Here is a 12,215-nt window from a genome sequence, read left to right as displayed (position 1 = left end):
CCTTTTCGCCAGGCCCGCTTCTCGATGACCGACGCTTCCGCCCTGATCAGCACGTCCTATTCCCGATACCTTGCCCGCGCGGCTGCCGCGCGCCCCGCGCTGGCCGAGCAGATCGCCGCGTGGGCAGCCGCGCCGCTCGGCCGCGCGCAGCTCGACGCGCGCCTCACCGAGCTGCTCGCGACGCCGGCCGGCGCCGCCGCGCCGGGCGACGAGCAACTGAAGCGCGCGCTGCGGCAGTTGCGCGCCGAGGCGTTCGGCGCGGTCGCGGAGCGCGACCTGCGCGGGCTGGCGGACGTCGCCGAGGTCACGGGCGCGATGACCGATCTCGCCGAAGTGGCCGTGCAGCGCTCGCTCGCGCTGCTGTCGGCCGAACTCGAGGCGCAGTACGGCGAGCCGCGCGGCGCCGACGGCCAGCGCGTCGTGCTCGGCGTGGTCGGGATGGGCAAGCTCGGCGGCCGCGAGCTGAACGTGTCGTCCGACATCGACCTGATCTTCGTGTACGAGGACGACGGCGAGACCACTGGCGGCACGCGTTCGCCGCTGTCCACGCAGGAGTACTTCACGCGGCTCGGTCGGCGCCTGATCGGCGTGCTGTCCGAGGTCACGGCCGACGGCTACGTGTTTCGCGTCGACATGCGGCTGCGTCCGAACGGCGATTCGGGGCCGCTCGTCTGCAGCATCGGCATGCTCGAGGAATATTTCTACGTGCAGGGGCGCGAGTGGGAACGCTATGCGTGGATCAAGGGGCGGCTCGTGTCGGAAGGCGGCAGCGACGCGGCGCAGCGGCTCGCGGCGCAGCTCGAATCGATCGTCAAGCCGTTCGTGTACCGGCGCTATCTCGATTTCGGCGTGATCGGCGCGATCCGTTCGCTGCACCAGCAGATCCGGCACGAAGCCGCGCGGCGCGCGTCGATGCGCCCCGACAAGGCCGACGACATCAAGCTCGGGCGCGGCGGGATCCGCGAGATCGAGTTCAGCGCGCAGGTGTTCCAGTTGATCCGCGGCGGCCAGGATGCGGGATTCCGCGTGCGGCCGACGCTCGCGGTGCTGCGCCACGCGCAGGCGCGCGGGCTGATCGGCGACGACGTGCGAGAACGGCTCACCGACGCGTACAACTTCCTGCGCACGCTCGAGCACCGGCTGCAGTACCGCAACGACGCGCAGACGCACGCGATGCCGGTCGAGCCCGACGAGCGCGCGGCGCTGGCCGCGTCGCTCGGTTTTGCCGACTACGCGGCGCTGATGACGGTGCTGGATGGCCACCGCACGTTCGTCGAAGCGCAGTTCGACCAGATTTTTGCCGACAAGGCGAACGGCGGCCCCTGCGCGGCCGGCGACGACACGGCAGCCGCGTGGATCTGGAGCGGCGCGCTGGCCGACGACGGCGAGGACGACGCGCTGGTCGCGCGCCTCGACGGCCTGGGCTTCGCCGATCCGGCCGCCGTGCTCGCGCGGCTGCGCGCGATCTGGCAATCGTCGCGCTACACCGGGCTGCCGGAAAAGAGCCGGCAGCGCTTCGACAGCGTCGCGCAGCGGGCGCTCGACGCCGCGCCGAAGATCGACGCCGCGCGCCGCGACGACACGATCGTGCGCCTGTTCGACCTGCTCGAGACGGTCAGCCGGCGCGGCGTCTATCTCGCGCTGCTGACCGAATATCCGGCCGCGCTCGATCGCGTGCTGTCGGTGCTCGGCGCGACGCGCTGGGGCGGCGGCTACCTGATCCGCCACCCGCAACTGCTCGACGAGCTGCTCGACGACGAGGCGATCGCGAGCCCGTTCGACTGGCCCGCGTTCAAGGATGCGCTGCGCGCGCGGCTCGCGGCGGCCGACGGCCCCGAGCAGCAGATGGACCTGCTGCGCCATGCACAGCACGCGGAGGTGTTCCGGATCCTGCTGATCGACCTGGCCGGGCAACTGTCGGTCGAGCACGTGAGCGACCGGCTGTCCGAGCTGGCCGACGCGGTGCTCGACGTGACGATCGAAGTCGTCTGGTCGCAGCTCGCGAAGTGCCATCGCGACGTGCCGAAGTTCGCGGTGATCGCGTACGGCAAGCTGGGCGGCAAGGAGCTCGGCTATGCGTCGGATCTCGACCTGATCTTCCTGTACGACGATCCGGACGAGCGCGCGGCGGACGTCTACACGACCTTCACGCGGCGCCTGATCACGTGGCTCACCACCGCGACCGGCGCGGGCGCGCTGTTCGACATCGACCTGCGGCTGCGGCCGAACGGCGAGGCCGGGCTGCTCGTCACCGATCTCGACGCGTTCCGCCGCTATCAACTGCGCGAGGGCGATGCGGCGAATACCGCGTGGGTGTGGGAGCACCAGGCGCTGACGCGCGCCCGCTACAGCGCGGGCGACGCGCAGATCGGCGCGGATTTCGAGGCGATCCGCCAGCAGGTGCTGACGACGCCGCGCGACGGGGCCGTACTCGCGAAGGAGATCGTCGACATGCGCGGCAAGGTGTTCGCCGGCCATCCGAACCACACCGAGCTGTTCGACCTGAAGCACGATCGCGGCGGGATGGTCGACATCGAGTTCATCGTCCAGTACTGGGTGCTGCTGCATGCGTCGAGCGACGCCGAGCTGATCCGCAATACCGGCAACATCGCGCTGCTGCGCGAGGTCGCGCGTTTCGGGCTGATGGGCGAGGACGAGGCCGAGCGCGTCGGCGCGGCGTACCGCACGTACCGGAAGCTGCAGCACAAGCTGCGGCTCGACGGGATGGAGAAGGCGCGCGTCGAGCCGGCCGTGGTGGCCGACGAGCGGGCGGCCGTGACGGCGCTGTGGGAGCGCGTGTTTGGGGCGGTTGAAACGGGCGGTTGAGTGGGGGTGTTCGAGGCGAGTGTTCGAATCGACGGGCAGGGCGAGCGCGCTCGGTCGGCCGCTTCCCGCAAAAGACCGGCGCGTGCGCCGGTCTTTTTGCATTCAGCCGTTGGGTGCCGGTGTCAGGCCGCCAGCATTTCCTTCGCGTGCTTGCGCGTGGTGGCCGTGATTTCGAGCCCGCCGAGCATCCGCGCGACTTCCTCGACGCGGCTCGCCTTGTCGAGCGGGACGACCGACGATACCGTGCCGCCGCGCTCGTCGGCGCCCTTCGCGACCTGAAAATGATGGTCGCCGCGCGCGGCGACTTGCGGCAGGTGCGTCACGCACAACACCTGACGGTCACGCCCGAGCTGGTGCAGCAGGCGGCCGACCACTTCGGCGACGCCGCCGCCGATCCCCGTATCGACTTCGTCGAAGATCAGCGTCGGCGTCGGGCTCGCCGCGCTGGCGATCACCGCGAGCGCGAGGCTGATCCGTGCGAGTTCGCCGCCCGACGCGACTTTCGCGAGCGGCCGCAGCGGCACGCCCGGGTGGCCGGCCACGCGGAATTCGACCTGCTCGAGCCCGTGCGGGCCGCCGTCGGCGAGCGGCACGAGCGCGACTTCGAAGCTGCCGCCCGCCATCGACAGTTCCTGCATGCCGGCCGTGACGGCCGTGCCGAGCGCCTTCGCGGCCTGCGCGCGCGCCTTCGACAGGCGTTTGGCGTCGGCGAGATAGGCTTCCCGCGCCTTCGCCTGCGCGGCTTCGAGCGCACCGAGATCGGCGGCCGCGTCGAGCGCGGCGAGCTGCGCGCGGCGCGCCGCATGCTCTTCGTGCAGCGTGTCGGGCGGCAGCCGGAACTTGCGGGCGGTCGAGTGCAGCGCGTCGAGGCGCGTTTCGACCTGCGCGAGCCGCTCCGGGTCGAGATCGACGCGCTGCGCATAGTGCGACAGCGAATAGACGGCTTCCTGCAACTGGATCTCGGCCGGCTCCAGCGACGCGAGCGCATCGCCGAGCGCGGTGTCGTAGTCGGCCAGGCCGCGCAGCTTCGACACGATCGCGCCGAGCTGCGCGAGCAGCGCATCGTCGGACTCGGACAGCGCGTTGAGCGCGCCGCGCACGCCTTCGATCAGGTTCGCCGAATGCGACAGGCGCTTGTGTTCGTTGCTGACTTCGTCCCATTCGCCGGCTTGCGGCGCGAGCTTGTCCAGTTCGGCGAGCTGCCACGCGAGCTTTTCGCGTTCGAGCTGCAATTCGCGCTCGTGTGCCTTCGCGGCGTCGATCGCCTGCGTCGCATCGCGCCACACGCGCCACGCGCGCGCGACGTTCGCGGCATCGGCGACGAGCCCCGCATGCGTGTCGAACAACTCGCGCTGCGCGTCGGGGCGCATCAGCAACTGGTGCGCGTGCTGGCCGTGGATGTCGACGAGCATCTCGCCGAGTTCGCGCAGTTGCGCGAGCGTCGCGCTGGTGCCGTTGATGAAGGCCCGCGAGCGGCCGTTCGCATCGATCACGCGGCGCAGCATCACGGTGTCCTCGGCGTCGAATGCGTGTTCGTCCAGCCAGCGCGCAACGCGGTCGTGCGGCGTGAATTCGGCCGTGATGTCGGCGCGGCTGCAGCCGGTGCGCACGACGCTCGCGTCGGCGCGTTCGCCGAGCGCGAGGGCGAGCGCGTCGATCAGGATCGATTTGCCGGCGCCGGTTTCACCGGAAAAGACGGAAAAGCCGCTGTCGAATTCGAGATCGAGCGCGGCGACGATGACGAAGTCGCGGATCGAGAGGTGGCGGAGCATGGTGTCGGGGGCAGCGGCGTCAGGACGCCTTGTCGTCTTCGTTCGATGCGTGTTCGTTCCAGTGCAGCTTCTTGCGCAGCGTCGTGAAGTAGCTGTAGCCGATCGGGTGCAGGAACGGCACCGTGTGCTTCGAGCGGCGCACCTCGATCGTATCGTTCAGCTCCAGCGACGTGAACGACTGCATGTCGAAGTTCACGTTGACGTCGCGGCCGCCGACGATCTGGATCGCGATCTTCGAATCGTCGGGCAGCACGATCGGCCGGTTCGACAGCGCGTGCGGCGCGATCGGCACGAGCACGATGCCCGCCAGCTGCGGATGGAGGATCGGGCCGGCCGACGACAGTGCATACGCGGTCGAGCCGGTGGGCGTCGCGACGATCAGGCCGTCCGAACGCTGGTTATACATATAGCGGCCGTCGACCGATGCGCGCAGCTCGACCATCCCGGAGAAGCCGCTGCGGTTCACGACGACGTCGTTGAACGCGAGCGCGTGGTAGATCGGTTCGCCGTCGCGCATGATCCGCGCCTCGAGCAGCGAGCGTTCCTCGCGCTCGAACTTGCCGGCCAGCAGCACGGGAACGAGCGCGTGCATGTCGGATGCCGCGATGTCGGTGATGAAGCCGAGCCGACCGTGGTTGATCCCGATCAGCGGGGTCCGGTATGGCGCAAGCTGGCGGCCGATGCCGAGCATCGTGCCGTCGCCGCCGAGCACGATCGCCACGTCCGCTCGCGCCCCAATTTCGGCCGGCGTGAGCGCCGGGTAGCCGGCGATGCCGATTTCGCGCGCGGTATCGCCTTCGAAGACGACCTCGAAGCCGAGCCTGGCGATGCTGTCCGCCAGCGTGGCGAGCGGTTCGGCGATGCCGGGCGTGTTGCTCCGGCCGACGAGCGCGACAGTACTGAACTGATTACCGGTTTTCATGCCGGCATTACACCATAGCTCGTGGACGAAAAGAACCGGCTGTACGCCGACGGGGCCGGATCGGGCCAGCCCGCGCAACGGTGGTTGACGCCACTCGCCGTGCTCGCGCGGTTGCGCTAAAATTTTCCACCATGCTAGATCCTCGCGCACGAACCCTCCTGAAAACCCTGATCGAACGGTATATCGCCGACGGTCAGCCGGTCGGATCGCGCACGTTGTCCCGTTACTCCGGGCTCGAGCTGAGCCCGGCGACGATCCGCAACGTGATGTCCGACCTGGAGGAGCTCGGCCTCGTATCGAGCCCGCACACGTCGGCCGGCCGCGTGCCGACGCCGCGCGGCTACCGGCTGTTCGTCGATACGATGCTGACGGTCGAGGCGCCGATCGACGCCGAGGCCGTCGCCCGCCAGGTGCAGAACACGCTGCAGGCCGGCGAGCCGCAGCAGCGGGTGGTCGCCGCCGCCGCGAGCGTGCTGTCGAACCTGTCGCAGTTCGCGGGCGTCGTGCTGACGCCGCGCCGCAGCCACGTGTTCAAGCAGATCGAGTTCATGCGCCTGTCCGACAAGCGCATCCTGCTGATCATCGTCACGCCCGAGGGCGACGTGCAGAACCGCATGCTCGCGACGCCGCGCGACTATTCGCCGTCGCAGCTGACCGAGGCGTCCAACTACATCAACGCGCATTTCGCCGGCCTGTCGTTCGACGAGGTGCGCCGCCGCCTGCGCGACGAGATCGACCAGCTGCGCGGCGACATGACGACGCTGATGCACGCGGCCGTGACGGCCAGCACCGAAGTGCCCGATACCGAGGACACCGTGCTGATTTCCGGCGAGCGCAACCTGCTCGAAGTGGCGGATCTTTCGTCCGACATGGCGCGGCTGCGCAAGCTGTTCGACGTATTCGACCAAAAGACGGGCCTCCTGCAGTTGCTCGACGTGTCGAGCCACGCCCAGGGCGTGCAGATCTTCATCGGCGGCGAATCGACGCTCGTGCCGATCGAGGAAATGAGCGTCGTGACCGCGCCGTACGAGGTGAACGGGCAGATCGTCGGCACGCTTGGCGTGATCGGCCCGACCCGGATGGCGTACAACCGCGTGATTCCGATCGTCGACATCACCGCGCGGCTGCTGTCGCTCACGCTGAGCCAGCAGTAACCGCGGCAGCCGACGCCGTCCCGCCATCGTGCCGCGGCGTCGTGTGCGCCGCCAGTCGGCCGAATGGCCAGCCGACTCGATCGGGACGGCCCGCTATAATTGAGAGCCGTCCGGTCCCGTGCCCCGAGCACGTTCTTGCCCATGCGTTTCGATCTTGAGCCGCCTTCGAGCGTCGCGGCCGCCCATCGCGTCGGTGTGCTGCTGATCAATCTCGGCACGCCCGACGCACCCACGCCGCGCGCGGTGCGGCGCTACCTGGCCGAATTCCTGTCGGATCCGCGGGTCGTCGAAATTCCGCAGGCCGTCTGGCAGGTGCTGCTGCGCACGGTGATCCTGCCGCTGCGCGGCCGTGCGTCCGCGAAGAAATACGCGGCGGTCTGGATGCCCGAGGGTTCGCCGCTGCGCGTGTACACCGAGCGCCAGACCGACAGCGTCCGGCACCTGCTCGTGTCGAACGGCTATCACGTGATGGTCGATTACGCGATGCGCTACGGCAGCCCGAACGTTGCGCACGCGCTCGCGCAGTTCAAGCGCGCGGGCGTCGAGCGCGTACTGCTGATGCCGATGTATCCGCAATACTCGGCGTCGACCACGGCCACCGCGTTCGATGCCGCATTCGCCGCGCTCGCGCGCATGCGCAATCAGCCGGAAGTGCGCACGGTGCGGCACTACGCCGACCATCCGGCCTATATCCACGCGCTGGCCGAGCAGGTTCGGCAGTACTGGGCGCAGCACGGTCGGCCCGATTTCGCGGCCGGCGACAAACTCGTGCTGAGTTTCCACGGCGTGCCGAAGCGCACGCTCGATCTGGGCGACCCGTATCACGAGCAGTGCCAGCAGACGGGTGCGTTGCTGATGGCCGCGCTCGGGCTGTCGGGCACCGAATGCCGCGTCACGTTCCAGTCGCGCTTCGGCAAGGCCGAATGGCTGCAGCCGTACACCGCGCCGACGCTGCGCGAATTCGGCGAGGCCGGCGTGCGGCGGGCCGACGTGTTCTGTCCCGGCTTCACGGCCGATTGCCTGGAGACGATCGAGGAAATCGGCATGGAAGTGCGCGACGAATTCCTCGCCGGCGGCGGCAAGACCTTCCACCGGATTCCGTGCCTGAACGGCGCGTCCGCGTGGATCGGCGCGCTCGGCGAGATCGTCGCGGAGAATTTGCAGGGCTGGCCCGTCAAGGCCGCGCAGCCCGAAACGGTAAGCTGAGATGAAACGATCCCCACGTTCGCTGCTCCCCGAGAGGGCGGTCAGCCGCCCACGGCCGGCTTTGCAAAGCCGGCCGGCTACACAGGCGCAGAGCGCTGCGCTGCGAATTCCCTGCTACGCCCTTGGGGCGGCTTGGCGGAGGCCGGCATGAACTACAAGATTTCCACGGAGCCGGGTGCGAAGCTGCGCATCGACAAATGGCTGTGGGCGGCCCGGTTCTTCAAGACGCGCTCGCTCGCGACCGATGCGGTCGACAAGGGACACGTGAAGATCGGCGGCGCGGCGGTGAAGCCGGCGAAGGACGTGCGGGTGGGTGACGAGGTCGAGATTGCGATCGACGGCATCGTCTGGCACATTGCCGTGCTGGGCATGTGCGACGTGCGCGGGCCCGCGAGCGTCGCGCAGACGCTCTACGCGGAAACGGAGGCGGGGCGGGCCGCACGGCTCGCCGAACTGGAGCGGCGCCGCACGTATCGCGAGCCGGCGGCCGAGCTGCACGGGCGGCCGACGAAACGCGACCGGCGCATCATCGACAGATTTTCTGGTGGGAGCTGAACATCTGGTCGAACGTCGCCCGCGCGCTTCCGTATTCGGTCGTGCGGTCGGTGACGGCTCCCGACAGGCAGATGGTGGTGGTGCCGGCAATGAGTACCAGCGCGACCACCGATATCGCAAAGGTCAGTTTCACGGTACTCCCCTCGAGAACAAGGGTGAAAACGGCGCCAGGTGGATGTCACGCGACGGTCAGCTAGGGGTAAACACGCTTTCCGACGCTTGAGTGGAGTGTAGTGCAGCCGGCCTGTGCGGAGCTAGTCCTTGCCGGGTAAGCGTTGTTACAGGCCGTTTCGCCCGATCCGGCGGACTATGCGACGCCTGCACCCGGAAACGCTCGGTTGTTTCGCGGCATTGGCGAATGCCGGCGAATGACCCTCTTGAAACCGCAGTTTTCGCCCTTATTTGCACCAGTAATGTGCGGTGCCGCCGGGTATACGTCCCGCGGTCGCCGATTTGGCTTCAACCTCTAATCGACTTTCAGCGACATGGAAAACACGCAAGAGAATCCGGCTACCCAATCGGCCGAAGACATCGGCAGCGAGAATCAGGCGGCGCAAGGCGCCGCACCCGCCGCCGAAGCTGCCGACGCGGCGCTCGCGGAGGCTCAAGCCAAGGTCGCCGAGCTCCAGGAAAGCTTCCTGCGAGCGAAGGCCGAGACCGAGAACGTGCGCCGCCGCGCGCAGGACGACGTGTCGAAGGCGCACAAGTTCGCGATCGAGAGCTTCGCGGAACACCTGCTGCCCGTGCTGGACAGCCTGGAAGCGGCCGTCGGCGATACCTCCGGCGACATCGCGAAGGTGCGCGAAGGCGTGGAGCTGACGCTGCGCCAACTGACGAGCGCGCTCGAGAAAGGCCGCGTCGTCGCGATCAACCCGGTCGGCGAGAAATTCGATCCGCACCAGCACCAGGCCATTTCGATGGTGCCGGCCGAGCAGGAGCCGAACACCGTCGTCACGGTGCTGCAAAAGGGCTACATGATCGCCGACCGCGTGCTGCGCCCGGCGCTCGTCACCGTCGCGCAGCCGAAGTAAGGCCGCGGAGATGGTGCCCGCCGGCGTCGATCCGGCCGCGTTCGACGCGTTCGACATGCAGGCGCTCGACGCCGGCACGTTCGACGCGGCCATCGCCGGCGCGGGCGATGCGCTGGCCGTGGTGTTCTTCTGGGGCGTCGACTGCTTCAATTGCGAGATCGCGAAGAAGGCGATGCTCGCGCAGGCCGACGCGATCCGCGCGCTGGACCTGAAGTGGTTCCATTGCAACGTGTACGAACACCATGAGCTGGGGCGCCGCTTCGGGTTGCACGGCGTGCCGACGTGGTTCTTCTTCCATCGCGGCAAGCGGCTGGGCCGCGCGACGGGCTGGCATGGCCTCGTCCAGTTCCAGGCAGCCGTCGCGGCCGCACGCGCGAAGAGCGTGTCGGGCGGCGATCCGTCGGGCGGCGATCCGTCGGGTGCGATCCGCTAGCCGGCGGCGATTGAAAAAATTTAATATCCGCATCGCTCGTCGGGTCTTGAAAACGGATCGGGCGGACGCATTTCGGGAACAGAGTTGAATTCTGGCGTGCGAAACGGCCCAAAAACGCGGCGTTTCGCGCAGCAAACAAGCATTTCTGGAGATTAGGAAAAAATGGGAAAGATCATCGGTATTGACCTCGGCACCACGAACTCGTGCGTCGCGATCATGGAAGGCAACCAGGTCAAGGTCATCGAGAACTCGGAAGGCACGCGCACGACGCCGTCGATCATCGCGTACATGGACGATAACGAAGTGCTCGTCGGCGCGCCGGCCAAGCGCCAGTCGGTGACCAACCCGAAGAACACGCTGTTCGCGGTGAAGCGCCTGATCGGCCGCCGCTTCGAAGAGAAGGAAGTCCAGAAGGACATCGGCCTGATGCCGTACTCGATCATCAAGGCCGACAACGGCGATGCATGGGTCGAAGCGCACGGCGAAAAGCTCGCGCCGCCGCAGGTGTCGGCCGAAGTGCTGCGCAAGATGAAGAAGACGGCCGAAGACTACCTCGGCGAGCCGGTCACGGAAGCCGTGATCACGGTGCCGGCGTACTTCAACGACAGCCAGCGCCAGGCGACCAAGGACGCCGGCCGCATCGCGGGCCTCGAAGTCAAGCGGATCATCAACGAGCCGACGGCAGCCGCGCTCGCGTTCGGTCTCGACAAGGTCGAGAAGGGCGACCGCAAGATCGCCGTGTATGACCTCGGCGGCGGCACGTTCGACGTGTCGATCATCGAGATCGCGGACGTCGACGGCGAAATGCAGTTCGAAGTGCTGTCGACCAACGGCGACACGTTCCTCGGCGGCGAAGACTTTGACCAGCGCATCATCGATTACATCATCGGCGAGTTCAAGAAGGAGCAGGGCGTCGACCTGTCCAAGGACGTGCTCGCGCTGCAGCGCCTGAAGGAAGCCGCCGAAAAGGCGAAGATCGAGCTGTCGTCGGGCCAGCAGACCGAAATCAACCTGCCGTACATCACGGCGGACGCGTCGGGCCCGAAGCACTTGAACCTGAAGATCACCCGCGCGAAGCTGGAAGCGCTGGTGGAAGACCTCGTCGAGCGCACGATCGAGCCGTGCCGCATCGCGATCAAGGACGCAGGCGTCAAGGTGTCGGACATCGACGACGTGATCCTGGTCGGCGGCCAGACCCGCATGCCGAAGGTGCAGGAGAAGGTGAAGGAGTTCTTCGGCAAGGATCCGCGCCGTGACGTGAACCCGGACGAAGCCGTCGCGGTCGGCGCGGCGATCCAGGGCCAGGTGCTGTCGGGCGACCGCAAGGACGTGCTGCTGCTCGACGTGACCCCGCTGTCGCTCGGTATCGAGACGCTCGGCGGCGTGATGACGAAGATGATCAACAAGAACACGACGATTCCGACGAAGCACGCTCAGGTGTATTCGACGGCGGACGACAACCAGTCGGCCGTGACGATCAAGGTGTTCCAGGGCGAACGCGAAATGGCGGCGGGCAACAAGCTGCTCGGCGAGTTCAACCTCGAAGGCATCCCGCCGGCACCGCGCGGCGTGCCGCAGATCGAAGTGACCTTCGACATCGACGCGAACGGTATCCTGCACGTCGGCGCGAAGGACAAGGCGACCGGCAAGGAAAACAAGATCACGATCAAGGCGAACTCGGGCCTGTCCGAGGCTGAAATCGACCAGATGATCAAGGATGCGGAAGCGAACGCAGCGGAAGACCACAAGCTGCGCGAGCTGGCCGATTCGCGCAACCAGGGCGACGCGCTGGTCCACAGCACGAAGAAGGCGCTGACCGAGTACGGCGACAAGCTGGACGCGGGCGAGAAGGAAGCGATCGAAGCGGCGCTGAAGTCGCTCGAGGACGCGCTGAAGGACACGTCGGCCGACAAGGCGGCGATCGACGCGAAGGTCGAGGAACTCGGCAAGGTCTCGCAGAAGCTCGGCGAGAAGATGTACGCCGACATGCAGGCCCAGCAGGCGGGTGCGGCCGGCGCGGCCGGTGCGACGGAAGGCGCGGCCCATGCGGGTGGTGCGCAACAGGCTGCCGACGACGTCGTCGACGCCGAGTTCAAGGAAGTGAAGAAGGACTAAGCCGGGTTGCGATGGCACCGCACGCCGCGCGCGATACGCGCGCGGCGCGGCTGAACAGCGGTCTGTCTTTCCTTCCGGATGGCCGGATCGACTCCACGCCTGGCGGGCTTCGCGGCCCTCCGGGCACATTTGTTTTTTGGCGGGTGCTGCGCGAGCCGTCCGCGGACGGTGCAGCGCCAGACGAGTCGAGAGACTTTACTG

The 12,215-nt window shown here is 67.8% G+C and carries 10 protein-coding genes; 7 read left to right on the top strand and 3 right to left on the bottom strand.

Annotated elements, in window-relative coordinates:
* The first annotated feature begins 24 nt into the window (after nt 1–24).
* Nucleotides 25–2,826, top strand: coding sequence for a bifunctional [glutamate--ammonia ligase]-adenylyl-L-tyrosine phosphorylase/[glutamate--ammonia-ligase] adenylyltransferase (gene glnE / locus A9Z05_RS02175; RefSeq protein WP_069616695.1), 2,802 nt, complete (start codon nt 25–27; stop codon nt 2,824–2,826).
* Nucleotides 2,827–2,948: 122 nt separating this feature from the next.
* Here the strand turns inward: glnE and recN are convergent, their stop codons facing one another.
* Together recN and A9Z05_RS02165 are read right to left on the bottom strand one after the other, a co-directional pair.
* Entirely contained in the window at nt 2,949–4,598 is a 1,650-nt protein-coding gene (recN, locus tag A9Z05_RS02170) for a DNA repair protein RecN (RefSeq protein WP_069616694.1), read from the bottom strand.
* Between the two features lie 19 nt (nt 4,599–4,617).
* Nucleotides 4,618–5,520, bottom strand: coding sequence for an NAD kinase (locus tag A9Z05_RS02165; protein ID WP_050011770.1), 903 nt, complete (start codon nt 5,518–5,520; stop codon nt 4,618–4,620).
* 131 nt (nt 5,521–5,651) lie between these two features.
* Between A9Z05_RS02165 and hrcA the strand changes: the two genes are divergently transcribed.
* The 3 genes from hrcA to A9Z05_RS02150 all read left to right on the top strand — a co-directional run bounded on the left by hrcA (nt 5,652) and on the right by A9Z05_RS02150 (nt 8,435).
* Nucleotides 5,652–6,674 carry a heat-inducible transcriptional repressor HrcA gene (gene hrcA / locus A9Z05_RS02160; RefSeq protein WP_011544637.1) on the top strand — a complete coding sequence of 341 codons (1,023 nt, stop codon included), beginning with the start codon at nt 5,652–5,654 and terminating at the stop codon, nt 6,672–6,674.
* A gap of 141 nt (nt 6,675–6,815) precedes the next feature.
* Nucleotides 6,816–7,880: a ferrochelatase gene (gene hemH / locus A9Z05_RS02155; protein ID WP_069616693.1), complete on the top strand. Its 1,065-nt coding sequence runs from the start codon at nt 6,816–6,818 to the stop codon at nt 7,878–7,880.
* 147 nt (nt 7,881–8,027) lie between these two features.
* Nucleotides 8,028–8,435 carry an RNA-binding S4 domain-containing protein gene (locus A9Z05_RS02150; protein ID WP_069616692.1) on the top strand — a complete coding sequence of 136 codons (408 nt, stop codon included), beginning with the start codon at nt 8,028–8,030 and terminating at the stop codon, nt 8,433–8,435.
* On the opposite strand, the gene A9Z05_RS36755 is transcribed toward A9Z05_RS02150, so the two are convergent.
* Nucleotides 8,407–8,568, bottom strand: coding sequence for a hypothetical protein (locus A9Z05_RS36755; RefSeq protein ID WP_006476841.1), 162 nt, complete (start codon nt 8,566–8,568; stop codon nt 8,407–8,409). The two genes, A9Z05_RS02150 and A9Z05_RS36755, sit on opposite strands and share 29 nt — an antisense overlap.
* Nucleotides 8,569–8,920: 352 nt before the next feature.
* On the opposite strand from A9Z05_RS36755, the gene grpE reads away from it, so the two are divergent.
* The 3 genes from grpE (at nt 8,921) to dnaK (ending at nt 12,014) form a co-directional block, all read left to right on the top strand.
* Entirely contained in the window at nt 8,921–9,466 is a 546-nt protein-coding gene (grpE, locus tag A9Z05_RS02145) for a nucleotide exchange factor GrpE (RefSeq protein ID WP_069616691.1), read from the top strand.
* A gap of 10 nt (nt 9,467–9,476) precedes the next feature.
* Nucleotides 9,477–9,899, top strand: coding sequence for a thioredoxin family protein (locus A9Z05_RS02140; protein ID WP_069616690.1), 423 nt, complete (start codon nt 9,477–9,479; stop codon nt 9,897–9,899).
* 162 nt (nt 9,900–10,061) lie between these two features.
* A complete protein-coding gene (gene dnaK, locus A9Z05_RS02135) occupies nt 10,062–12,014 on the top strand; it encodes a molecular chaperone DnaK (RefSeq protein ID WP_069616689.1) in 1,953 nt (650 codons plus the stop codon).
* The last annotated feature ends 201 nt before the right edge of the window (nt 12,015–12,215 follow it).

The organism is Burkholderia sp. A2, assembly GCF_001729305.1.
GTDB lineage: Bacteria > Pseudomonadota > Gammaproteobacteria > Burkholderiales > Burkholderiaceae > Burkholderia > Burkholderia sola.
This window is presented reverse-complemented; position numbering and strand designations above follow the sequence as displayed.

Bases quoted from the DNA above. Each gene is read 5' to 3' on its own strand.
- glnE (WP_069616695.1), top strand. From the start codon at position 25: ATGACCGACGCTTCCGCCCTGATCAGCACGTCCTATTCCCGATACCTT.
- recN (WP_069616694.1), bottom strand. From the start codon at position 4,598: ATGCTCCGCCACCTCTCGATCCGCGACTTCGTCATCGTCGCCGCGCTC.
- A9Z05_RS02165 (WP_050011770.1), bottom strand. From the start codon at position 5,520: ATGAAAACCGGTAATCAGTTCAGTACTGTCGCGCTCGTCGGCCGGAGC.
- hrcA (WP_011544637.1), top strand. From the start codon at position 5,652: ATGCTAGATCCTCGCGCACGAACCCTCCTGAAAACCCTGATCGAACGG.
- hemH (WP_069616693.1), top strand. From the start codon at position 6,816: ATGCGTTTCGATCTTGAGCCGCCTTCGAGCGTCGCGGCCGCCCATCGC.
- A9Z05_RS02150 (WP_069616692.1), top strand. From the start codon at position 8,028: ATGAACTACAAGATTTCCACGGAGCCGGGTGCGAAGCTGCGCATCGAC.
- grpE (WP_069616691.1), top strand. From the start codon at position 8,921: ATGGAAAACACGCAAGAGAATCCGGCTACCCAATCGGCCGAAGACATC.
- A9Z05_RS02140 (WP_069616690.1), top strand. From the start codon at position 9,477: ATGGTGCCCGCCGGCGTCGATCCGGCCGCGTTCGACGCGTTCGACATG.
- dnaK (WP_069616689.1), top strand. From the start codon at position 10,062: ATGGGAAAGATCATCGGTATTGACCTCGGCACCACGAACTCGTGCGTC.